This is a genomic window from Pseudophaeobacter sp. (genome assembly GCF_039971195.1).
In the GTDB taxonomy this organism is placed as follows: Bacteria; Pseudomonadota; Alphaproteobacteria; order Rhodobacterales; family Rhodobacteraceae; genus Pseudophaeobacter.
Genome location: NZ_JBDWPJ010000109.1, coordinates 1 through 23190, shown reverse-complemented (window position 1 = coordinate 23190; position 23190 = coordinate 1). Strand labels below are relative to the sequence as shown.

Sequence of the window (23190 nt, the reverse complement as noted above, 5' to 3'; positions counted from 1 at the left end):
CAGGGCAGCCGACCGGTTAGAGATAGCCAGGCCGGACTCTGCCTCCGCACAGCAAAATGCCCGACCATTGGCCGGGCATCTAATCGCATTCTGTGAGGAGAAAGAGAGGGGCGGTTAGGCCAGCAGGCGGCGGGCAATCACCTGCGCTTGAATTTCTGCCGCGCCCTCAAAGATATTAAGAATCCGCGCGTCGCAAAGCACGCGGGAGATCTTGTATTCCAGCGCAAAACCGTTGCCGCCGTGGATCTGCAAGCCATTGTCGGCTGCGGCCCAGGCCACCCGCGCGCCCAGCAGTTTGGCCATGCCAGCCTCCAGGTCGCAGCGATGCCCATTGTCCTTTTCCCAGGCCGAGAAATAGGTGAGCTGGCGCGCAACCATGATCTCGACCGCCATCATCGCCAGCTTGCCAGAGACACGGGGGAAGTTGATCAGGCTTTTGCCAAATTGCTTGCGGTCCTGGGCATATTGCATGCCGATATCCAGCGCCGATTGCGCCACGCCGATGGCGCGGGCCGCGGTCTGGATACGGGCGCTTTCAAAGGTTTCCATCAGCTGTTTGAAACCCTTGCCCTCGGCACCGCCCAGCAGGTTCTCCTGCTTGACTTTGAAGCCGTCAAAGCCGAGCTCGTATTCCTTCATGCCGCGATAGCCCAGCACTTCGATCTCGCCGCCGGTCATGCCCTCAGTGGGGAAGGGGTTTTCATCCGTGCCGGGGGTTTTTTCGGCCAGGAACATCGACAGGCCCCGGTGGTCACTGGTTTCGGGGTCGGTGCGCGCCAGCAGGGTCATCACATGGGTGCGAGCGGCATGGGTGATCCAGGTCTTGTTGCCGGTGACCTCATAGTCGCCACCTTCGGTTTTCACCGCGCGGGTGCGCAAAGAGCCGAGGTCAGAGCCGGTGTTTGGCTCGGTGAAAACAGCCGTGGGCAGGATTTCGGCGCTGGAGATCTTGGGCAGCCACTGGGCCTTTTGCTCGTCTGTACCACCGCAGAGGATCAGCTCTGCAGCGATTTCCGAGCGGGTGGCCAGCGAGCCGACACCGATATATCCGCGCGACAGCTCTTCGGAGACCACAACCATCGAGGCCTTGGAGAGGCCAAAGCCGCCAAACTCTTCGGGGATGGTGAGGCCAAAAACGCCCATCTCGGCCAGCTCTTCGATGACCTCCATCGGGATCAGCTCATCCTTCAGGTGCCAGTCATGGGCATGGGGTTCAACTTTTTCCGAAGCATAGCGGCGGAACTGGTCGCGGATCATTTCCAGCTCTTCTTCCAGACCAGAGGCGCCAAACATGGTGGCACCGGCCTGTTCCTGCATCAGCTCGGCCAGGCGGCTGCGGGCGGCTTGGGTATTGCCGCCTTCGCTGAGGGTCACCACGGCGTCGCTGCGCAGGGTGGCAAGCGCGTCCTGACCAAGACCAAGATCCTGCAGACGCAGAACCTCACCCTGGTTCATCTGGATGCCGCCCTGCACCTGGGCCAGGTATTCGCCAAAGGCGATCTGGTGGATCAGCTGCTCCATCTCGTTGAAGGCGCCATCGCTGTCCAGCTTGGCAGCCCATTGCTGCATCTGGCGCAGCGAGTAGACATAGGTGGCCAGCCAGGACAGCCCATGGGCGGCGGTCTGGTTTGCTTCGATCAACTGGCCCGAGACGCGATCGTCCTGGCTCACCAGTGCGCGCACCGTGGCACGGGCGGCCTCCAGCGTTGCCTCCAACGGGGCAATCGCGGCCGCGGTGAGCGTCAGCAGGTTGGGGAGCACAATCGGTTTCATTTGCAGGTCCTGTCCGTCATGAGCCATTGAATCACGTCCTTCTGTGGTGGCTTGGTGGTAAATCACTTTGCAGGTGCAGCGCAACAAAAATACGCCGCGCTGCGGCAATTCGATAAAAAGTTGCGTGACGGAATTTCGCGACGGGGAGTGGTTCTCCTAGGGAAGAGAGGATGATAGGGCAGGGAGATGGACCAATTTTTTTCCCTTACTTCGCCGATGGAATTGACCATCGCCTTTGGGATCGCGCTGCTTGCCGGCACGGTCAAAGGCATGGTTGGCTTTGCCCTGCCGATGATTCTGGTCTCGGGGCTAAGCCTGATTATCGCGCCAGAACTTGCTCTCGCCGGGCTGATCCTGCCCACGCTGGTGACCAATTGGATGCAGGCGTTGCGGCAGGGGGCGGGGGCGGCCTTTGCCTCGCTGAAGCGGTTTCGGATCTTCCTGCTGGCCGGGCTGGTGTTCCTGCTGCTCAGCGCCCAGATGGTGCGTATCCTGCCGCAACAGGTAATGTTTCTGGCTATTGGCGGGCCAGTGACCCTGTTTGTGCTGCTGCAGCTTTTGGGCGTGCCGCTGACCCTGGCCAAGCCGACCCCGCGGGTTGAGGTCATGGTGGGCGCCTTTGCCGGGTTGATCGGCGGTGTCTCTGGTGTCTGGGGGCCGCCAACGGTGGCCTATCTGACGGCGCTTGGTACTGAGAAGAGCGAACAGATACGGGTGCAGGGCGTGATCTATGGCATGGGGGCGGTGGCGCTGCTCTTTGCCCATGTCGGATCGGGCGTGATGCGCAGCGAGACCCTGCCGCTTTCTGTTCTGCTGGTCCTGCCTGCGGTGGCGGGCATGTGGATCGGCGGCAAGCTGCATGATCGCATCGATCAAAGACTTTTTAAGCAAGCCACGCTAATTGTTCTGCTGCTGGCGGGGCTCAATCTGTTGCGACGCGGGCTGATGCTGTAAAATCCCCCTGTAACGGGGGCTGTAACCAAAGGGTGCTGCGAGTAGGATGCAGGGGATGAACGCAGAACGGCTTGCCCTTGGTACAATCCTTGTGGCGCTCTTGGTGCTGGCCCTGAAGCTGCTGGCCTGGAAGCTGACGGGTTCCGTGGCGCTGCTCTCGGATGCGCTGGAATCCCTGGTTAATGTTGGCGGTGCGGTCATGGCCTGGATGGCGGTGCACTACGCCAAAAAGCCCGCTGATGCCGATCATCCCTTTGGACATCACAAGGCAGAGTATTTCTCGGCTGTGCTCGAAGGCATCATGATCATCATTGCGGCGCTGCTCATCGTCCAGCAATCCCTGCAGGCGCTTAGCAATCTGAGCGGGACCGCTGACTGGGGCCGGGCCGGGCTTTTGGTCAATGGGGCGGCGCTGGTTTTGAACCTGATCTGGGCAAGGCTGCTGATCACCCGCGGCAGCGCGCTGAGCTCTCCGGCGCTGATTGCCGGTGGGCGGCATTTGATGAGCGATGTCTGGACCTCGGTCGGGGTTCTGCTGGGGCTGGTGCTGGCGCTGGCAACCGGATGGGCCATTTTAGACCCGCTTTTGGCGTTGTTTGTTGCGGTGAACATCCTGCGCGAAGGCTACTGCGTGGTGGTCTCGTCAGTAAATGGGCTGATGGATTCCGCCGCCCCCGAAGAAGAGCGTGCCCAGATCGAAGAGTTGCTGCATCATGCGGCGGTTGGCGCCTTGCAGGTGCATGGGCTGAAAACCCGCCGCGCCGGGGTGGCCCTGTTTGTGGAGTTTCACATGGTGGTGGAAGGCACAATGACGGTGCGGGCCTCGCATGACATCTGTGATTGCATCGAAGAGGCCATTCAGGCGGCCTTCCCTGAGGCACAGGTCACTATTCATGTTGAGCCCGAACACAAACTGGAACCCTCCGGAATTGCGCCGGGCTAAATGACGGTCCGATGGATGAGCCAGCACCGGTTCTGCAATTGCATTCTGAGGCGTGCTCCCGTTTAACCGCCTCATGATTTGGACAGTCACGGGAGCGGGCGCGATGGCGATGGAATGGAACAGGTTGTTGAATGCGGGACGGCTGTGTCGCCCGGACTTTCCTGAAGAACCCGGTCGCCCTGCCTACCTGCAGGACTATGACCGGATCCTGTTCTCGGAACCTTTTCGCCGTCTGGCGCAAAAGACTCAGGTGCACCCGCTTTATGAACATGACCATGTGCATCACCGGATGATCCACTCATTGGAGACCGCCAGCGCAGGTCGCTCGCTTGGGGTGATGGCGGGTCAGGCAATGCTAAACCAGGGCTATATCACCGAAGCACAGCGCGAGGTGATTGCCGGAACGGTTCAGGCGGCCTGCTTGGTGCATGACATTGGCAATCCGCCCTTTGGCCATTCCGGCGAGGACAGCATTGGCCAGTGGTTTGCACAGCAGTTCCAAACCGGCTCTGGCGTTGCGGGATCAATCCCAAAGGCGCAGCAGGCGGAGTTTGAGGCCTTTGAAGGCAATGCTCAGGGGTTTCGCATCGCTGCAACCCTGGAAATGGCCCGGCGTGAGGGCGGCATGCGGCTGTCTTACGCTACCCTTGCTGCCTTTATGAAATATCCCTGCACTGCGCAGGCGCGGCAACTGGCTGCGGATGGCCCTGCTGGGGATGGTTATGTCGGGTTGAAGAAATTTGGCGTCTTTCAATCAGAGGTCGCGCTTTTTGCCGAGGTGGCTGAGGCGACGGGCCTGCGCGGAGATGGCACGGGGGCCGGTAGATACTGGCGCCGCCACCCGCTGGCCTTTCTGGTCGAGGCGGCGGATGACATCTGCTACCGGATCCTCGACCTCGAAGATGCCGCCACGGTGGGGGATCTGGGCACCGATCAGGTCATTGCCTGTCTCGAAGAGGTGGCGGGCAAGCCCAACCGCGAAGATGACGCCGCAATGAGCCTGCGCGAAGTGGTGGCGATGCGTCGCGCCAGCGCCATCCATCAGGCGATCAAATCAGCCGTCGAGGCCTTTATGGAACACTACGATGCCATAATGGCCGGGGAGTTCAGCGATGGGCTGATGGAGGTCTCCTCAAAGGCAAAGGCCTTTGCCCAGATGAAAGAGATTTCAAACGCGCGGATTTTCACAGCGCGGCGTAAGACCGAGCTGGAGATCGCCGGGCGACAAGTGATTTTTGCAGTGCTGGATCATTTTCATGCGCTCTACGGGGATCTGCGGGCCTGCGGCTGGGATGTTGATACCTTGCTGGAGCGCCATGGCTATTGGGCCAAAATGGTGCGCGCGGTGGACCTGGACCTGCGGGGAATCTCGGATGAATACAGTGCTATGCACAGCCTTGGGGATTTTGTCTCGGGCATGACGGATCGCTATGCCGTCAAGGTCCGGGACATGGTTGCCGGGCGGATCTAAGGAAGGCCTGAACTCCACATTCTTACCAGACCATGTTGAAACGAAAAAAACCGGCCATTGGCCGGGTTTTCTATTTGTGCGATGTCGCAGGCCTTAGCTGATTGCGGCGGCTTTTACGTCTTCGTCGATATAGGGCAGATACTGTTGGAAGTTGTTGGAGAACATCTCCACCAGTTTAGCGGCCTGTTTGTCATAGGCGGCCTGATCGTCCCAGGTGCGGCGCGGGTCCAGAAGCACTTCGGCAACGCCGGGCACGGAAACCGGCACGTCAAAGCCGAAGTTGCTGTCCTTGCGGAACTCGGCATCGGCGAGCGAGCCTTCGAGCGCCGCGGTCAGCAGGGCGCGAGTGGCGCGGATTGGCATCCGCGAGCCAACGCCATAAGCGCCACCGGTCCAGCCGGTGTTGACCAGCCAGCAGGTTGCCCCGTGCTGAGCGATCTTTTCACGCAACAGGTTGCCGTATACCTCGGGGCGGCGCGGCATGAAGGGCGCACCAAAACAGGTGGAGAATGTCGGCTCGGGCTCGGTCACGCCGCGCTCGGTGCCGGCCACCTTGGAGGTGAAGCCCGAAAGGAAGTGATACATCGCCTGCGCCGGGGTCAGACGGGCAATGGGAGGCAGCACGCCAAAGGCATCACATGTCAGCATGATGATGTTCTTGGGGTGGCCGCCGGTTGCAGACTCGGAGGCATTGGAGATGTAGTGCAGCGGATAGGCACAGCGCATGTTTGCGGTGAGGCTATCGTCTTCGAAATCCAGCTCTTTGGTCTCTTCGTCAAAGACCATGTTTTCGATCACGGTGCCGAATTTCGAGGTGGTTGCGTAAATCTCGGGCTCAGCCTCGGGGTTGAGGCTGATGGTCTTGGCGTAGCAGCCACCTTCAAAGTTGAAGGTTCCATTGTCAGCCCAGCCGTGCTCATCATCGCCGATCAGCACGCGGTCAGGGTCGGCAGAGAGTGTGGTCTTGCCGGTGCCGGAGAGGCCAAAGAACACAGCCGTGTCGACCGGGTTGCCCTTGGCATGGTTGGCCGAGCAATGCATCGGCATGATGCCTTTTTCGGGCAGCAGGTAGTTCAGCAGAGTAAAGACTGACTTTTTGTTTTCACCAGCGTATTCGGTGCCGCCGATCAGGATCATCTTGCGATCAAAGTTCATCGCAATGACGGTTTCAGAGCGGCAGTTGTGTCGCTTGGGGTCGGCCTGGAAGCTGGGACAGTTGATGACGGTGAAGTCAGCAATAAAATCATCCAGGTCCTCGCGCTCGGGGCGACGCAGCATGGTGCGGATGAACAGGCCGTGCCAGGCCAGTTCAGTTACCATGCGGACATTGATCGAATGCTTGGGGTCTGCACCGCCAACCAGATCCTGTACGTGGTATTCGCCACCCTTCATGTGCTCCAGCATGTCGACATAAAGGTTGTCGAAACCTTCGGGCGACATCTCGGCGTTGTTTTCCCACCAGATAGTGTCTTTGACGCTGTCGGATTTGACGACGTGTTTATCCTTGGGGGAGCGACCGGTGAACTTGCCGGTAGTGACGAGGAAAGCGCCGCCATTGCCAAGAGTACCTTCGTCGCGCTTCAGAGCAGCCTCAACAAGCGCAGGCTCCATGAGGTTGTAATGGACATTGCCCAGACCCTCGATACCTTGATCCTCGAGGCGGAAATTCGGGTTAACCCGTCCAGATGCCATGTGTTCTCTCTCCTGTGCCGGCCTTGCGTGGCCGCATAGATTAAAAGCTGCGCCCCAAGGCAAATCGGGGCAGAAGTGCCGGTAGCGACACCGGTTAGGCTGCTCATAACATGACGTTTCCATGACTGAACAGGACGGTTTGGCGCAGTTAGCGCCATCAAGGCGGAGTTTAGCGCAACCATTGTCCGGGATGCCGGATCACTGTTCACTGTTCAGCGGATGATAAGACATTTTTGCCCTAATTATGCCCAATCCGAGCCGTGATTCGCCAATGGGGATTGATTCGCCGGGCAAGACGAGCGATTAAGGTTAAAAAATACAGGCAAAAATAAAGAGCAGGTTTAGGGGCAAATCCAATGTCGAAGATTGCTTTGGTGGATGATGACCGCAACATTTTGACTTCTGTAGCGATGACGCTCGAAGCCGAAGGGTTTGAGGTGGAAACCTATAATGATGGGCAGGCCGCACTGGATGCCTTTAACAAGAAACTGCCGGACATGGCCGTGCTGGACATCAAGATGCCCCGCATGGATGGGATGGATCTTCTGCAGCGTCTGCGCCAGAAAACCCAGATGCCGGTGATCTTTCTCACTTCTAAGGATGATGAGATCGACGAGGTTCTCGGGCTTCGTATGGGCGCTGATGACTACGTCAAAAAGCCTTTCTCGCAGCGCCTGCTGGTCGAACGGATCCGTGCGCTGCTGCGTCGCCAGGAAGCGCTGAACAGCGATGAAGTTGGTGCGGAGACACCGGAAACCAAGGTGATGGACCGCGGGAACCTGCGGATGGACCCTCTGCGCCATGCGGTCAGCTGGAAGGGCAAGGATGTCTCGCTCACGGTGACCGAATTCCTGCTGCTGCAGGCACTGGCGCAGCGTCCCGGTTTTGTCAAAAGCCGCGATCAGCTGATGGATGTTGCCTATGATGATCAGGTCTATGTGGATGACCGGACCATCGACAGCCATATCAAACGTCTTCGCAAGAAGATGCGCACCGCCGATGGTGATTTTGCAGCGATCGAGACCCTTTACGGGATCGGCTATCGCTACAATGAAGAATAAGGTCGGCGGTCATTTCCAGGGAGGCGTGCACCGATGCGTGACACGGGTCTGACAGGGCATCAGCAGGATGGGGATGTGGTTCTGGGCGACGATTGGGTCGCGCCGGACCAAACTGTTGCAGCTGAAATGCAGGTGAAACGGGCGCGACGCGGCTTTTTCTCTCTCAAAGGCTCGCCGCTGACGCGGAAAATCATCACTTTCAACCTGATTGCGCTGATCATTCTGGTTGCCGGAATCCTCTACCTGAACTCCTCACGGCAAAGCCTGGTCACCCAGCGGGCCGGGGCCCTGGTGGCTGAGGTCTCGTTGATTGCGGATGTCTTTGAGGCCGTGCTGCCCTCCTCTGGGGCGGTCAGCCTGTCGACCGGCGATGGCATCGACCCCGTTCAGACCCTCGAAGGCCTGACCCTGCGCGGAGGGATTGAGGCCTATGTCTTTGATACCTCTGGTGTTCTGGTGGCCCAGGTGACGGGCGTCAATCGGCCTGATGCGCTGAATGCCCTGAACGAAGGGTTCAAAAACCGGACGCTGATCTCGGACGGGCTCTCGGCCCTGTGGTCGGCAATTGGCGGGGTGTTCCAGTCCCAAAGCACCGAAGAAGGCTACATCAAACCGCTGGAAGAACAGCTGCGCACCCTAGCGCAACAGTCTCTGACCGGCACCGCCAAGATCGAAGTTGTTGGAGATTCCAATGGAGGCACGCTGTTTTCGGCGGTGGCCCCGATCCTGAGCAACGGCACTGCCATCGGGGTGGTGGCGCTGACCTCGCCTGCAGGTGAAATCGATGCACTGGTGCGCGGCGAACGGGAACGCGTGCTGCAGATCTTCATCATTGCGCTGCTGGTTTCGGTGGGGCTTAGCCTTGTGCTTGCCTCCACCATCGCCAATCCCTTGGCGGATCTGGCCGAGGCCGCTGAGCTGGGCCGCGACCGCGATGCCCGGAAGGCGCAGTCTGGCCGCATCCGCATTCCTGATCTATCGGCCCGGCCGGATGAAATTGGTCGGTTGAGTCGGGCGCTGCGCGGCATGGTCAAGGCGCTCTATAGCCGGATCGACAGCAACGAACAGTTTGCCGCTGATGTGGCCCATGAGATTAAAAACCCGCTGGCCAGCCTGCAATCCGCTGTCGGCACCCTGCGGATGGTGAAACGCGACGATCAGCGGGAAAAGCTGATGGAGGTGATCGAACATGACGTACGACGCCTGGACCGTCTGGTCAGCGACATTTCCAATGCCTCCCGTCTGGACGCGGAACTGGTCAAAGAGGAAGAGGAAGAGTTCGACCTTCTGCAGACCCTGACCAACCTGAACCAGTATCTGGGCGAAGATGCCCGCGCCAAAGAGATCGACTATATCACTGATCTGCCGCAACGGCCGGTGATGATCCAGGGGCTGGAAGCGCGTCTGGCGCAGGTCTTTGTCAACCTGATCACCAATGCGATTTCCTTCTGCGAAGAAGGCGATGCCATCCGGGTCTGGGCGCGGCGTCGTGACAACCGCGTTCTGATTGTGGTCGAAGACACCGGCCCCGGCATCCCCGAACAGGCGCTCTCCAAGATCTTTAAGCGGTTTTATTCCCAGCGCCCTGATGAACATTTTGGCAATAACTCCGGCCTAGGCCTGGCAATTTCCAAACAGATCATCGAGGCCCATGGCGGCGTGGTCTGGGCCGAAAACATCCGCCCCACCGAGGCAGATGTCACCTCCGAGCCGCTGGGAGCACGGTTTGTTGTTGGCCTGCCTGTCTGATCTGTGATGACACAAGACCCGCTCTGCCTCACTCTGCACGCCAGCTGTGTGGCCTGGGGCGGGCGTGGCGTGCTGATCCGGGGGCGCTCTGGCGGCGGAAAATCCGCGCTGGCCTTGCAGATGATGGCATATGGCGCTGATCTGGTCGCAGATGACCAGGTGATGCTTTGGCGCGAAACCCAGGGGGTGATGGCTAGGGCTCCCTCGGCTTTGTCCGGCCTCATTGAGGCGCGACATCTCGGAATTTTGACGGCACAGCCCCTCGAAGAAGTGGCGCTCTGCGCTATTGTTGATCTCGACCAACTAGAAACTGACCGGCTGCCCAAGCGGCGCTTTGAGACCCTGCTGGAGCAGGAAGTCCAAATCTTTCATCGGGTGGATGGTCCATATTTTGCAGCTGCTCTGATGCAATTCCTCAGATCCGGAGCGCTGGATCCAGATGCCAGACCCTAACCCGCGGAGAACCCATGTCTGACACCCTGCCAGAGCAACGCCCGGATCCCCGCCCGGATCCCAAGGCCACCCCCATCGTGCTGGTGACCGGCCCCTCGGGAGCGGGCCGCACAACGGCCATCAACGTGTTGGAGGACCTGGGGTTTGAGGCCATTGACAACCTGCCGCTGCGCCTGCTGCCAGGCTTGGTCTCGGCGGCCGGAGTTGCCGGGCCCATGGCCCTGGGGCTGGACAGTCGCAACCGAGATTTCTCTCCGGCGGCCCTGTTGGATGTGATCGACATGCTGGAGGCCAGCGAAGGCTGCGACCTGTCGGTGCTCTATTTGGATTCCCGTCCCGAGGTGCTGTTGCGGCGCTTTTCGGAAACCCGGCGGCGCCATCCATTGTCACCGGCAGAGACGCCGGAAATCGGGGTGCAACGCGAGCTGAGTCTGATGTCCCCGATCCGCGACCGGGCCAGCCTGCTGCTGGATACCTCGGATATGAATGTGCATCAGCTGAAGGCCGAGATTGAACATCTCTTTGCCCCCGGCGGTCGCAATCTGGCGCTTTCGGTGCAGAGTTTTTCCTATAAACGCGGCGTGCCCCGCAGCATTGATATGGTGTTTGACTGCCGCTTTCTGGACAACCCCTATTGGCAACCTGACCTGCGGGGGCTCAACGGGCGCGACGCGGCGGTGCAGACCCATGTTAAGGCGGATGCGCGCTATGAGGGATTCTTTTCGCGGGTTCTGGATCTGACGCGGTTTTTGCTGCCCGCCTACCGCGAAGAGGGTAAATCGCATCTTTCGATTGCCTTTGGGTGTACCGGTGGTCAGCATCGCTCGGTCACGCTGGCAGAAACCCTTGCAAAAGCCCTTGCAGAAGAGGGGCAGCAGGTGTCAATTAGACATCGCGAGCTGCAAGGCTAGCTGGGATACGGAGTTGCAGGGTTGATCGGGATCGTGATCGTGGCGCATGGCGGGCTGGCCAGGGAATACCTGGCCGCAGTCGAACATGTTGTGGGCCCACAGCCCAATCTGGCAGCCATTGCCATTGGTCCGGACGACGACCGCGAAGATAAGCAATGCGAAATCTGCGCCGCTGCCGACCAGGTGGATACGGGCGATGGCGTGGTGGTGGTCACGGATCTTTATGGCGGATCGCCTTCGAATCTCAGTCTACGCGCCTGCGCGCCAGTGAACCGACGCATACTTTACGGAGCAAATCTGCCCCTTTTGATCAAGCTGGCCAAGTCCCGTCACCTCGCGGTGGCAGAGGCGGTGCGGCAGGCGATGGAAGCTGGGCGCAAGTATATTAACTCTCAAAATATCAACCCCGAAGGGGAGCAGGCGCGTTAAATGACTTTGAAGACATTGAAAATTGTGAACGAAAAGGGGCTGCATGCCCGCGCCTCGGCCAAACTGGTAGAGGTTGTCGAGGGATTTGACGCCACCGCCGAGGTGTCAAAGGACGGCATGTCGGCCTCTGGGGACAGTATTATGGGGCTTTTGATGTTGGCAGCCTCGAAAGGAACGACTATTGACGTCGAGACTTCGGGGCCGGATGCTGGTGCTCTGGCTGACGCTGTCGAAGCTCTGGTTGCCGATAAATTCGGCGAGGGCTTTTGACCTCGGCCTCTTCGAACTGACAGGAATGGCATAGTGGCGGATACCGCACATGATCAGAACACCGGCACCGGGCCGGATGCTGAAAAGGGCAATGGCGAGGTCTATGACCGCCGCACCCTGACCTATGCCAATTCCTTTGATGACCGCTGGACCTCTTTGGCGATCAAAGCCATCGAGTGGATGACCGGCAAGCTGACCATCCTGCGCATGGTCAAGAAGTTTGAAAGCCAGAATGCCGAATACCGGGGCCAGAAGTTCTGGCGCGGTGCGCTCAATATTATGGGCATCAATCTGATGACACCGGAAGAGCAGATCGCGCGGATCCCCGGTGACGGCCCGGTGGTGATCGTTGCCAACCATCCCCATGGCATGGTGGATGGGATGATCTTTGCCGATCTGATTGGCCGGGTCCGTCAGGACTACCGGATTCTGACCCGTTCGGTGCTGACCGGATTGGACGAGGCCGCGACCTCTTTCATGATCCCGGTGCCCTTCCCGCATGACCCGGACGCGCAAAAGAAGATGGTCGAGATGCGCGCCAAGACCATGACCCATCTCAAAGCGGGCGGCGTCGTGGCGCTGTTTCCTTCGGGGGTAGTGATGTCGTCCGAGAGCTGGTTTGGCCCGGCAGTGGAGCAGGAATGGAATGTTTTCACCGCCCAGCTGATCCGCCGCTCTGGCGCGCGGGTGGTGCCGATCTTCTTTCCTGGCAGCAACTCGCGTAGCTATCAGATTGCCAATATGATCTCACCCATTCTGCGCCAGGGGCTGCTGCTGCACGAGATTGTAAGGTCTTGCAATAAGCCGCAGGCGCCAGTGGTCGGAGAGCCGCTGACAGAGATCCAGATGGAGCAGTTGCAAAGCGATCCACGTGGGTTTATGGCCTGGCTGCGCGACCATACGTTGAGCCTCGGCGACAAGAGCTGAGCGAAAGCCTGAAGAGGGTGTTTCAGCCTCCGAGTCACCAAAGCAGCAGCCTCACAGCCCGCATCTCCTGATCCCTGCCTGACAGAGCGCTGTCCCTGTCCCAAGCAAAATGACGGTATCCACGCCCCAAGGGGCGCGGAGCCTCCGCAATTTGGCCTGTGCCCTGTCCAGCCCTCTGTCTTGCGGGTGTCAGGCGATGAGGGCTCCGAAGCAGCGGTTTTTGGGGGGGGCTAGCGGGTTGGGACCGGGGTTTCACCCCGGTAGTCGTAAAAGCCACGCTGGGTTTTACGGCCCAGCCAGCCGGCCTCGACATATTTGGTCAGCAGTGGGCAGGGGCGGTATTTGGTATCGGCCAGGCCTTCGTGCAGCACATTCATGATCGCCAGACAGGTGTCGAGACCGATGAAATCTGCCAGCTCCAGCGGGCCCATCGGGTGATTGGCCCCCAGTTTCATCGACTCATCGATGGATTTGACCGAGCCGACGCCCTCATAGAGCGTATAGACCGCCTCGTTGATCATCGGCATCAGGATCCGGTTGACGATAAAGGCGGGGAAATCTTCGGCGCTGGCAGCGGTTTTGCCAAGGCGCTCCACCACGGCCTGACAGCTGGCAAAGGTTTCTTCGTCGGTGGCAATGCCGCGGATCAGTTCCACCAGTTGCATCACCGGCACCGGGTTCATGAAGTGAAATCCCATGAAGCGTTCCGGGCGGTCGGTGCGGCTGGCAAGGCGGGTGATCGAGATCGAAGAGGTGTTGGAGGTAAGAATCGTATGCGGCAGCAGATGCGGCTGCAGGTCCTCAAAGATCGCCTGTTTGACGGTTTCACGCTCGGTTGCGGCTTCGATTACCAGATCCGTGGCGCCAATATCGGCCAGCACAAGCGTGGTACTGATCCGGTCCAGGGTGGCGGTAACATCGCCTTCTGGGATCTTTCCTTTGCTGGCCTGGCGCGCCAGATTTTTATGGATCGCGCTCAGAGCGGCATCCAGAGACTGCTGGTTAATGTCATTCAAAACAACATCATACCCGGCAAGTGCCATGACATGAGCGATGCCGTTGCCCATCTGGCCCGCGCCGATGATGCCAATCTTTTTGATATCCATGTCTCTGGCTCCCAGTTTGCCTGCGCCGCAACCTTATCGGGGGCTTTGGGGCAGACACAAGGCCACTCATTCGGAATTTTAGGCGAAATTTAACTTTAGGAAATTTGCAATCTTTCCCCGCCAAAGTGATCCTTGGGTGAATAAATTGGTGGGAACTATGAGCTACGAACTCAAAAGCGCTGGGGCGCTTTCGGGGGGGACGTGCTGCTATGCGGGCTCGCGCTTGCCAGTACGTGGCCCCAAAAGAGATCTGGACAGTCCATATATCGCATTTCTTGGCGGAACCGAGGTGTTTGGCCGGTTTGTGAAGACTCCTCTTTCGGATGTCAGTGAATCTTTGTTGAAGATGCCATGTGTCAATTTTGCCGGTGTAAACGCTGGCTTGGATACCTTTGCCAGCGATCAGGCGCTGCAGTCGGTAGCGCGTTCTTCCGAGATTTCGGTGCTGCAGCTTCTGGGCGCGCAGAATATCTCTAACCGCTACTACCGGGTGCATCCGCGGCGCAATGACCGCTTCCTGCAGGCGCAGCCGCCGCTCAAGGAGCTGTTTCCTGAGGTGGATTATACCGAGTTTCATTTTAACAAACACCTGCTGAGCTCTTTACAGGCCCGGTCTGAGGAACGGTTTGCCGAGGTTCGGCGCCATCTTCAGGAGGTTTGGATTACCCGGATGCAGGAGGTAATCACGACCCTGGAGGGGCGGGTGCTTATGCTCTGGGTGCGATATGATCTCAAAGGCAGCGCGGCCTTCAATCACGAACCGGTTCTGGTCGACCGCAGCATGGTCTCGGCCCTATTGGGCAGCACCATGGGGCTGGTTGAGGTGGATGTGGCCACCGCTGGGATCGAAGGTGATTTTGATGGCATGATTATGGGAGAACTGGATTTTCCGGCGGCCCAGCACATGTTGGGGCCAAAGGAGCACGCCCGGATTGGCTGTGCTCTGGCCGAGAAACTGCAGGGGCTGATCTGAAGCGGGCCATTTATGGCCTTGTGGCAGCTTGTATCGAAATGAAAACGGGGCCCGCGGTTTTCGCGAGCCCCGTTTTTTGTGTCGCAGGCATCAGAGAGAGCCCTGATGCGTGGCACTTGGCTTAGCCGAGTTTTTCGGTCAGCTCAGGCACGGCAGCAAAGAGATCCGCAACCAAGCCAAAGTCAGCAACCTGGAAGATAGGTGCTTCTTCGTCCTTGTTGATCGCAACGATCACTTTGGAGTCTTTCATGCCGGCCAGGTGCTGGATCGCACCAGAGATACCAACCGCAATGTAGAGATCCGGAGCCACGACCTTACCGGTCTGGCCGACCTGCCAGTCGTTGGGGGCATAGCCAGAATCGACCGCAGCACGCGAGGCACCAACTGCCGCGCCCAGCTTGTCTGCCAGGCCTTCGATCAGTTTGAAGTCTTCTTCAGAGCCAACGCCGCGACCACCTGAGACCACCACACCAGCCGAGGTCAGCTCGGGGCGGTCAGAGGCGGCAACCTTGTCTTCGACCCATTCGGACAGGCCGGGGTTCTCAGCGGCAGCAATGGTGTCGACCGAGGCAGATCCGCCGTCGCCAGCTGCGTCAAAGGTCGCGGTGCGGAAAGAGATAACTTTCTTGGCATCCGAGGATTTGACGGTCTGGATGGCGTTGCCTGCATAGATCGGGCGCTCAAAGGTGGAGCCGTCAACAACAGCCGTCACATCCGAGATCACCATGACATCCAGCAGTGCAGCTACGCGGGGCAGCACGTTTTTGGCGTCGGTGGTGGCAGGGGCTACGATATGCTCATAGTCGCCTGCCAGCGAGGCGATCAGCGCCGCTGTCGGTTCCGCAAGGCGGTGACCCAGCGAAGCATCTTCAGCAACGAGAACCTTGGCAACGCCTGCGATCTTGGCGGCCTCGGCACCGGCTGCGGCAGCGGATGCGCCAGCGGCCAGAACGGTGACATCACCCAGGGCTGCGGCCGCAGTCACGGCCTTTGCAGTTGCGTCCAGCGCCAGGGCGCCATCGGTGACTTCAGCAAGGAGAAGAACAGCCATTACACAGCCCCCGCTTCTTTGAGTTTCTCGACCAGCTCATCAACCGAACCAACCATGATACCGGCGGCACGGGCTGCTGGCTCGGAGGTGGAAACCACTTCCAGACGCGGCGTGGTGTCGACGCCATAGTCTTCGGCTGTCTTCTCGGCCATTGGCTTCTTCTTCGCCTTCATGATGTTTGGCAGCGAGGCATAGCGTGGCTCGTTCAGGCGCAGGTCAACAGTGACGATGGCAGGCATGTTCACTTTGATGGTCTGCAGGCCGCCGTCGACTTCGCGGGTCACAACGGCTTTGTCGCCATCGATGTCCAGCTCAGAGGCAAAGGTACCCTGCGACCAGCCCAGCAGAGCAGAGAGCATCTGACCGGTGGCGTTCATGTCGTTGTCGATTGCCTGCTTGCCTGCCAGAACCAGACCAGGCTGCTCTTCTTCGACAACCTTTGCCAGGATCTTGGCAACGGCGAGAGGCTCGATGTCGCTGTGCACATCATCAGCCGCAACAACCAGGATGGCGCGATCGGCGCCCATGGCCAGCGCGGTGCGCAGGGTTTCCTGGGATTGTTTTACACCGATGGAAACAGCAACGACTTCGTCAGCCTTGCCTGCTTCTTTGAGACGGATGGCCTCTTCTACAGCGATTTCGTCGAAGGGGTTCATCGACATTTTGACATTGGCGAGATCGACACCGCTTCCGTCCGCTTTGACGCGGACTTTCACGTTATAATCAATCACGCGCTTGACAGGCACGAGTACCTTCATTTTGCGTTCTCTCCTTAACAAACGGCACACCGCATAAACGGGCACCCTCTATGCTCTCGCGCTGTTGATACCGGGTCATTCCCGGGCACAACAGGGAAAAATCGTCACGTTGCAGTTCGCAGACGTCGTGTTTGGTCTTTTGACACGACAATCTTGCAAGAATGTTTCGTGCTGGCTGTCCGAATTTCGCATGGTGGCACAAACTCGGCTGGCGGTTTGCTCCGGTGTGACGGAGCCGGAACAGGTGTTAGCTAGGCGCGAATCGCGCCCCTGTCGATGGGGTTTACCTGCAGGTGACGCTGCGACGCAGCATGTGACGCTGGGTGCCTTTTGCAAAAACCTCGCCGATTTGGGCTGGTTATGGCCCTAAATCGCCACTAGCGATTGGCACCGGGAACCCAGAGTACGTCCTTGGCGCCATTGTCATTGGCCTGGCGGGAGGCGACAAAAAACCAATCCGACAGACGGTTAAGATAGGTCACCACCACAGGGTTGATCGCTTCGACGGTGGCCAGTTCCGTAGTCAGCCGTTCGGCGCGGCGTGCCACGGTGCGGCAGATGTGCAGATGTGCGGCCAGGGCGCTGCCGCCCGGCAGCACAAAACTGCGCAGCGGCGCCAGATCTTTGTTCATTGTGTCGATTTCGGATTCCAGACGGTCGACCTGCGACTGCGCCACCCGCAGCGGTGGGTATTCGGCCTCGGCATCTTTTTCCATCTCCGGGCGGCACAGATCAGCGCCAAGATCAAACAGATCGTTTTGGATGCGCGACAGGGCCGCGTCCATAGCGTCAGCGGCCTCAAGCCGGGCGACGCCGATACAGGCGTTCAGCTCGTCCGAAGTGCCATAGGCATTGACCCGCGCGTCATGTTTGGCAACCCGTGCACCATTGCCAAGCGCGGTGTCGCCCTTGTCGCCGGTGCGGGTGTAGATTTTGTTGAGGACCACCATGGTTTACTGGCCTCCCTGGCCGCGAAGATAGACATAGGCCACCAGAAGCACCACGGCGATGAACTGAAACAGCAGCCGCAGGCGCATCAGCTTGTTGGCGTATTTCTGGTTGAAGGCACCGCCCTTGCCAAAGCCGCCAAGCCCGAGAACCAGCACCACAACCACAGCCGCCATGGCCAGGATTGCAAGAATATAAAGCGGATCACCCATTTGATACCTTCCTTCGCGTTTGCCTGAGGCAGGTCTAGCCGTTGCGGCCGACCTTGGCGACAGGCAATTGCCTATCTAAGCCGCGCCAGGATGCGGTCAATTGCCCGCGTCGACAGGATCCGGCGCAACACCCCGGCAACATGGGTTGGCGTGGTCACATAGTAGCGCGGGCGGGGGCGTGGCGATTCGCAGGCATGGATCAGCTTGGCAGTCACCGCCGAGGCGGGCAGTTCAAACTGATCAGGGCCAGAGCTCTCGTAAAGCCGTTTCAGCAGCTTTTTCTCATAGAGCGGGCGCAGGGCGGAGGTCTTCCAGTCGATATAGCGCTCAAAATGGGGAATGGCATTGACCCGAAATTCGGAAGTCACCGGGCCGGGCTCGATCAATGAGACCTTGATCTCTGTGTCCACCAGCTCCACCCGCAGGGTGTCAGTCAGCCCTTCGATGGCGTATTTTGTCGCCACATAGGCGCCGCGCCAGGGGAAGGCGACAAAGCCCAGAATTGACGAGTTCTGAACGATGCGCCCATGACCCTGCGCCCGCATCACCGGCAGTACTTGCCGGGTCAGCTCGTGCCAGCCAAAGACATTGGTTTCAAAGATATTGCGCAGCCCATCGGTGGCCAGATCTTCAACCGCGCCGGGCAGCCCATGGGCGCCATTGTTGAATAGCACGTCCAGGGTACCACCTGTGGCCGCCAGAACCTCGGCAAGGCCTGCGGTGATGCTGTCGGCGTCGGTGTAGTCGATGCGCGGCGCATCAAAGCCTTCGGCGCGTAAGCGGTCGCAGTCCTGCGCCTTGCGGCAGGAGGCAAAGACCCGCCAGCCGCGGTCGCGCATCTCCTGTGCCGCATCCAGACCAATCCCAGAGGAGCAGCCGGTGATCAGGATTGTTTTTTGCATCAAGGGACCCTGTTTCTGAAATGGCCCATCACGCAAAAGCAACCGGGCCGTTCAGAGGGTTATGAGCGTTTCTTGCTCACCAGGGAAGCGGCAACCCAGCCTATTTTGTCACCAGAGCGGGTTCGGAGATGCAGCCAGCCGGTGCCGTTGTCTTCCATGATCAGGACTTCGTCGCCGGCCAAAAGCCGCGCCATCACCGGGTATATAGTGCCTGGACCCTGGCGCATATTCACCCGCGAGGCGCGGATTTCGCGGATGTCGAGGTAGCTTTCAGGGCTGGGCTGCGGCTCTGCCTCGGTCAGGTTTGCGTTCAGCGCCAGCGTTTCCTCGGCAAATTGGGTGGTCATTGCAGCGAGGCCGCCTTCGAGCGTGTCCAGATGCAGGGTGCCGGTCTCAGCCGCGATGCCAAAGGCCGTGTCGGTGGTCTGCAAGGCGCCCGCAGCAGAGGCAATCTGGGCCAGGGCCACGGTGCGGCGATGGGTCGGATCCGCCGCGGGGCGCGGCTCTGATGGTGTACGGGCTTCCACAAGGGGGCGTCTGGTCGCCGCTTGCAGCACCTGGGGCGTCACCAGCGAGTCGGCGCGCACCTTGGCGGAGCGGCGGAATTTATCCGTAGATTCGCCAGCAGAAGCCGCAGGCAGCGCTGCAGTGCTGCTGGCGATTTCCACCGGGCGTTCGGGTGCTACAAAATCGCGACCTCCGCTGATCTCGTAGAATCCCCAGCCCATGAAGGCAAAAGACACAATAACAAAGCGCGACATAGCGCATCCCCCAGAACAAAATCAATAACAGCAATAAATGGCGGCAGGCCCAAGTGAGCTGGAACACGGCATTGGACCACTGCGGCAGCAGCAGTGCCGCCATAGCCTAGATAAGTTCAATTAATATAGTGCGAATCTGGCTGGAACACAGGGGAGACTGCTTTGGCTTCTCCCCCTTTGGGCGCTATCAGCACAAAAGGTTAACGTTTTCTGTGACTTTTCAGGCCCAGAACAACACGGGTGCAGCGAGGAAAGGCGCAAAAAAACCCAGCAAACGCGGCATCTGGCAGCAAGACGGTGGATAAAACCGAACCATCGCTTTACCGCGCTAGGTGGGGGAAGTATCACCAAAGCATGAACGACAACGTAGATGATACCGATGCCCCGCAGCCGCAAAGCGGCGAGATCCTGGAACCCCTGCGCCGTGCCATTGGGGAGCGCTATCTGACCTATGCGCTCAGCACCATCATGCACCGGGCCCTGCCGGATGCGCGCGATGGGTTGAAGCCGGTGCACCGGCGTATCCTCTATGCGATGAACCGGCTGCGGCTCAGCTCTACGGGCGGGTTTTTGAAATCGGCCAAGATTTCCGGCGATACCATGGGGGATTTTCACCCACATGGCGATGCGGCGATCTATGATGCCATGGCGCGTCTGGCGCAGGATTTCAATGTCCGCTATCCGCTGGTGGATGGCCAGGGTAACTTTGGCAATATCGACGGCGATAACCCGGCGGCTTCGCGCTACACCGAGGCGCGCATGACTTTTGTCGCCGAGGCGATGCTGGAAGGGCTTTCCGAGGATTCGGTTGATTTTCGCGACAACTACGATGGCCGCCTGACCGAACCTGCGGTTCTGCCTGCGACCTTTCCCAATATCCTCGCCAATGGCGCGGCGGGGATTGCGGTTGGCATGGCGACCAATATCCCGCCCCACAATATTGCCGAGCTGGTCGATGCCTGTATCCATCTGATCAAATCGCCCGGCGCCGATGATGATACCCTGCTGAAATATGTGCCGGGTCCGGATTTCCCCACTGGTGGTATCATTGTTGAACCGCGCGAAAACATCGCCAAGGCCTATCGCACCGGGCGCGGCTCCTTCCGTCTGCGCTGCACCCACGAGGTCGAGGATCTGGGCCGAGGCCAGTGGCAGATCGTTGTCACTGAAATCCCCTATCAGGTGCAGAAATCCAAGCTCATCGAAAAGATCGCCGAGCTGATCCAGACCAAGAAGGTGCCGATTCTGGCGGATATCCGTGATGAAAGCGCCGAGGACATCCGCATTGTTCTGGAGCCCAAGTCAAAGAACGTCGACCCGGATGTGTTGATGAACATGATGTTCCGCAGCTCTGACCTTGAGGTGCGCTTTAGCCTCAACATGAACGTGCTGATCGACGGGGTGACCCCCAAGGTCTGTTCGATGAAGGAAGTGCTGCGCGCCTTCCTTGATCATCGTCGCGACGTGTTGCAGCGCCGGTCCGAATATCGCATGGGCAAGATCGATCACCGGCTGGAAGTGCTGGATGGCTTTATCATTGCCTTCCTCAATCTGGACCGGGTGATTGATATCATCCGCTATGACGAAGATCCCAAATCCGCCTTGATGCGGGAAAACTGGGATCTGGATCATCCGCGCGCCTTTGAAGAAACCGACTATGTCACGCCTGCGCCAGGCGAGGGCTCGCTGAGCGAGGTACAGGCCGAGGCAATCCTCAATATGCGCCTGCGGTCCCTGCGTCGCCTGGAAGAGGTGGAACTGACCAAGGAGCGCGATGCTTTGCGCGAAGAGCGCGCTGGGCTGGTTGAACTCTTGGGCTCGCAAGATCTGCAATGGGGTAAGATCACCGAACAGCTGCGCGCCACCAAAAAGCAATTTGGCAAGGACTACGTCGGCGGTGCCCGTCGCTCGCGCTTTGCCGAGGCAGGCGAAGTTGAGGATGTGCCGCTTGAGGCGATGATCGACCGCGAACCGATCACGGTTGTCTGCTCCCAGATGGGCTGGATCCGGGCGATGACCGGCCATATCGATCTAAACCGCGAGCTGAAGTTCAAGGATGGCGATGGCGCCCGCTTCATCTTCCACGCGGAAACCACGGATCGGCTGCTGGTCTTTGGTAGCAATGGCCGGTTTTACACTGTCAGTGCCGCCAATCTGCCCGGCGGGCGTGGCATGGGCGAGCCCCTGCGCCTGATGGTGGATCTGCCCAATGAGGTCGAGATTGTCGATATCCTGATCCACAACCCCGAGGGGCGGTTGCTGGTGGCCTCTTCGGCGGGCAATGGATTTATTTGCGCCGAAAAAGAGATCGTCGCCCAGACCCGCAGCGGCAAGCAGGTGCTGAACGTCAAGGACGATGACCGTGCCCAGATCTGTATCCCGGTCAGCGGTGACCATGTGGCGATTGTCTCTGAAAACGGCAAATTCCTGGTCTTCTCGGTCGAGGAAATGCCGGAACTCACCCGTGGTAAGGGTGTGCGTCTGCAAAAATACAATATGGCGCGCGGCAAACAGGGCTCGCTGGAGCTCGATGGCGGGCTCAGCGATATCACCACCTTCAATTGGGACGAGGGGATTTCCTGGGAGATGGGCGGCGGTAAAACCCGACATGAAACGGATCTCAGCCAGTGGCTGGGCAAACGCGCCGGCATTGGCAAACGCCCCCCCTACGGTTTCCCCCGGAACTACAAATTCAAATGATCCGGCGCTTTTACGCCCAAGACCTGTGTCCCTGAGGCCACCGAAATGTTCAGAGCCGCCCCGCCCGGTTTGCCGGTTGGGCGGCTCTGGTCTATCTGAAGTGAAATCAAACTCTGTTGCACCTACCCGATGAGGCCATTGATGATCCGAATTCTTGCTCTTCTGGCCTCCGTGGTCCTGCTCGCCGCTTGCGAAGAAACCAAGCTGAACGAGGCCAAAGAAGACCTCGGGGACTTCAATATGCGGGTGTCCTTTGTCTACACTGACAAGGCAAAGCAATGGCCGCTGTCACGCGCTGCGGAGCCGTCTGAGTGGAACGAGCCTATTGAACGCGCCGTAGCAGCGCGTCTGGGGCGGTATAATGGCTCTGGTAAATATGATGTGGCAATCACCCTCGAAGGTTTCCTGCTGGCGACTGGCGGAATTCCGGTGCTGGTGAACCCCAAAAGCGCGGCAGTGGTGAATGTCTTTGTTTATGATGTCACCACCAAGACCTACCTGGCCCGGGAACATCAGATGGAAATCTTTGAAGATACCACCGGGGAAAGCGTCATCATTGGATCTGGCTATAGCCGGACTAAGGAAGAGCAGATCGACGGGCTGGCCCTCAAGATCGTAGACGGTTTGGAAGAATACATGGCCGAGCAACATGCTGAAAACGGCTGGTTTAGCGGTGCGGATGCTACCGATGTTGTGGCTGAAGAGCTCGCCGCAACTGAATAGAAATCGATCCTCTAAGCTCCCTTAACTATTCCCAGATGTGACCGAGTGAAAACACAAAGGCCAAAGATGGCCTAAACCAGCTCTGTCTGGCAGGAACGGGTTGATTTTCTTCTCCAAACCAAATATGCGGCGCGCGCAGAGGAAATCTTTGGGTCGGTTGTCGGCCCTCTCTTTCAAAAGGGCGCCTAGAGAATGGCTAAGGAAAAGTTTGAACGTAATAAGCCGCACGTCAACATCGGCACCATCGGCCACGTTGACCACGGTAAAACCACGCTGACCGCGGCGATCACCAAATACTTTGGTGACTTCAAAGCCTACGATCAGATCGATGGCGCACCCGAAGAAAAAGCCCGCGGCATCACCATCTCGACAGCCCACGTTGAGTATGAAACCGAGACCCGCCACTACGCGCACGTCGACTGC

General features: G+C 59.0%; 23 protein-coding genes. 14 read left to right on the top strand and 9 right to left on the bottom strand.

Going from position 1 to position 23190, the window contains the following annotated elements; genetic code table 11:
• Positions 1–114 precede the first annotated feature (114 nt).
• Positions 115–1800: an acyl-CoA dehydrogenase family protein gene (locus ABJP42_RS09550; RefSeq protein WP_348340079.1), complete on the bottom strand. Its 1686-nt coding sequence runs from the start codon at positions 1798–1800 to the stop codon at positions 115–117.
• Between the two features lie 159 nt (positions 1801–1959).
• Between ABJP42_RS09550 and ABJP42_RS09545 the strand changes: the two genes are divergently transcribed.
• The 3 genes from ABJP42_RS09545 (at position 1960) to dgt (ending at position 5141) form a co-directional block, all read left to right on the top strand.
• On the top strand, positions 1960–2727 hold the full coding sequence (locus tag ABJP42_RS09545) for a sulfite exporter TauE/SafE family protein (protein WP_348340078.1): 768 nt from the start codon (positions 1960–1962) through the stop codon (positions 2725–2727).
• A 46-nt stretch (positions 2728–2773) separates the two neighbouring features.
• Positions 2774–3670 carry a cation diffusion facilitator family transporter gene (locus ABJP42_RS09540; RefSeq protein ID WP_348340077.1) on the top strand — a complete coding sequence of 299 codons (897 nt, stop codon included), beginning with the start codon at positions 2774–2776 and terminating at the stop codon, positions 3668–3670.
• A 109-nt stretch (positions 3671–3779) separates the two neighbouring features.
• Positions 3780–5141 (top strand): dGTP triphosphohydrolase, encoded by a 1362-nt coding sequence (gene dgt, locus ABJP42_RS09535; protein WP_348340115.1) that lies wholly within the window; start codon positions 3780–3782, stop codon positions 5139–5141.
• 93 nt (positions 5142–5234) lie between these two features.
• Here dgt and ABJP42_RS09530 read toward each other — a convergent pair whose 3' ends face one another.
• Positions 5235–6833: a phosphoenolpyruvate carboxykinase gene (locus ABJP42_RS09530; RefSeq protein WP_348340076.1), complete on the bottom strand. Its 1599-nt coding sequence runs from the start codon at positions 6831–6833 to the stop codon at positions 5235–5237.
• Positions 6834–7189: 356 nt separating this feature from the next.
• Between ABJP42_RS09530 and ABJP42_RS09525 the strand changes: the two genes are divergently transcribed.
• Genes ABJP42_RS09525 through ABJP42_RS09495 form a run of 7 tightly spaced genes read left to right on the top strand, consistent with a single transcriptional unit; the run spans position 7190 to position 12633 of the window.
• On the top strand, positions 7190–7894 hold the full coding sequence (locus ABJP42_RS09525) for a response regulator transcription factor (RefSeq protein WP_348340075.1): 705 nt from the start codon (positions 7190–7192) through the stop codon (positions 7892–7894).
• Positions 7895–7927: 33 nt separating this feature from the next.
• Positions 7928–9643 carry a sensor histidine kinase gene (locus tag ABJP42_RS09520; protein ID WP_348340074.1) on the top strand — a complete coding sequence of 572 codons (1716 nt, stop codon included), beginning with the start codon at positions 7928–7930 and terminating at the stop codon, positions 9641–9643.
• Positions 9644–9649: 6 nt separating this feature from the next.
• Positions 9650–10096, top strand: a complete 447-nt coding sequence (locus tag ABJP42_RS09515) for an HPr kinase/phosphorylase (protein WP_348340073.1) — start codon at positions 9650–9652, stop codon at positions 10094–10096.
• Positions 10097–10110: 14 nt separating this feature from the next.
• On the top strand, positions 10111–11007 hold the full coding sequence (rapZ, locus tag ABJP42_RS09510) for an RNase adapter RapZ (RefSeq protein ID WP_348340072.1): 897 nt from the start codon (positions 10111–10113) through the stop codon (positions 11005–11007).
• 21 nt (positions 11008–11028) lie between these two features.
• A complete protein-coding gene (locus ABJP42_RS09505) occupies positions 11029–11436 on the top strand; it encodes a PTS sugar transporter subunit IIA (protein WP_348340071.1) in 408 nt (135 codons plus the stop codon).
• The gene (locus tag ABJP42_RS09500; protein WP_058333034.1) at positions 11437–11706 is read left to right on the top strand and encodes an HPr family phosphocarrier protein; all 270 of its coding nucleotides are present in this window, start codon (positions 11437–11439) and stop codon (positions 11704–11706) included.
• Positions 11707–11739: 33 nt separating this feature from the next.
• Positions 11740–12633: a lysophospholipid acyltransferase family protein gene (locus ABJP42_RS09495; RefSeq protein WP_348340070.1), complete on the top strand. Its 894-nt coding sequence runs from the start codon at positions 11740–11742 to the stop codon at positions 12631–12633.
• A 230-nt stretch (positions 12634–12863) separates the two neighbouring features.
• Here the strand turns inward: ABJP42_RS09495 and ABJP42_RS09490 are convergent, their stop codons facing one another.
• A complete protein-coding gene (locus ABJP42_RS09490) occupies positions 12864–13739 on the bottom strand; it encodes a 3-hydroxybutyryl-CoA dehydrogenase (RefSeq protein WP_348340069.1) in 876 nt (291 codons plus the stop codon).
• Positions 13740–13896: 157 nt separating this feature from the next.
• Between ABJP42_RS09490 and ABJP42_RS09485 the strand changes: the two genes are divergently transcribed.
• Positions 13897–14712 carry a DUF6473 family protein gene (locus ABJP42_RS09485; RefSeq protein WP_348340068.1) on the top strand — a complete coding sequence of 272 codons (816 nt, stop codon included), beginning with the start codon at positions 13897–13899 and terminating at the stop codon, positions 14710–14712.
• A gap of 121 nt (positions 14713–14833) precedes the next feature.
• Here the strand turns inward: ABJP42_RS09485 and ABJP42_RS09480 are convergent, their stop codons facing one another.
• From ABJP42_RS09480 to ABJP42_RS09455, 6 genes are all read right to left on the bottom strand, one after another.
• Complete coding sequence (locus ABJP42_RS09480; protein ID WP_348340067.1) at positions 14834–15763, bottom strand: electron transfer flavoprotein subunit alpha/FixB family protein; 930 nt, start codon at positions 15761–15763, stop codon at positions 14834–14836.
• A complete protein-coding gene (locus tag ABJP42_RS09475; RefSeq protein ID WP_348340066.1) occupies positions 15763–16521 on the bottom strand; it encodes an electron transfer flavoprotein subunit beta/FixA family protein in 759 nt (252 codons plus the stop codon). The genes ABJP42_RS09480 and ABJP42_RS09475 overlap by 1 nt, the downstream gene beginning before the upstream one ends.
• Positions 16522–16898: 377 nt before the next feature.
• Positions 16899–17471 carry a cob(I)yrinic acid a,c-diamide adenosyltransferase gene (locus ABJP42_RS09470; protein ID WP_348340065.1) on the bottom strand — a complete coding sequence of 191 codons (573 nt, stop codon included), beginning with the start codon at positions 17469–17471 and terminating at the stop codon, positions 16899–16901.
• Positions 17472–17474: 3 nt separating this feature from the next.
• Positions 17475–17681, bottom strand: a complete 207-nt coding sequence (locus ABJP42_RS09465; RefSeq protein ID WP_348340064.1) for a twin transmembrane helix small protein — start codon at positions 17679–17681, stop codon at positions 17475–17477.
• A gap of 71 nt (positions 17682–17752) precedes the next feature.
• Positions 17753–18583, bottom strand: coding sequence for an SDR family NAD(P)-dependent oxidoreductase (locus ABJP42_RS09460; protein WP_348340063.1), 831 nt, complete (start codon positions 18581–18583; stop codon positions 17753–17755).
• A 59-nt stretch (positions 18584–18642) separates the two neighbouring features.
• The gene (locus tag ABJP42_RS09455) at positions 18643–19344 is read right to left on the bottom strand and encodes an SH3 domain-containing protein (RefSeq protein ID WP_348340062.1); all 702 of its coding nucleotides are present in this window, start codon (positions 19342–19344) and stop codon (positions 18643–18645) included.
• Between the two features lie 354 nt (positions 19345–19698).
• Between ABJP42_RS09455 and ABJP42_RS09450 the strand changes: the two genes are divergently transcribed.
• The 3 genes from ABJP42_RS09450 to ABJP42_RS09440 all read left to right on the top strand — a co-directional run.
• On the top strand, positions 19699–22044 hold the full coding sequence (locus ABJP42_RS09450; protein WP_348340061.1) for a DNA topoisomerase IV subunit A: 2346 nt from the start codon (positions 19699–19701) through the stop codon (positions 22042–22044).
• Positions 22045–22185: 141 nt separating this feature from the next.
• Entirely contained in the window at positions 22186–22767 is a 582-nt protein-coding gene (locus ABJP42_RS09445; RefSeq protein WP_348340060.1) for a hypothetical protein, read from the top strand.
• A 192-nt stretch (positions 22768–22959) separates the two neighbouring features.
• Positions 22960–23190, top strand: a 231-nt coding sequence (locus ABJP42_RS09440; RefSeq protein ID WP_348340059.1) for a GTP-binding protein, incomplete at its 3' end; no start/stop codon positions are given.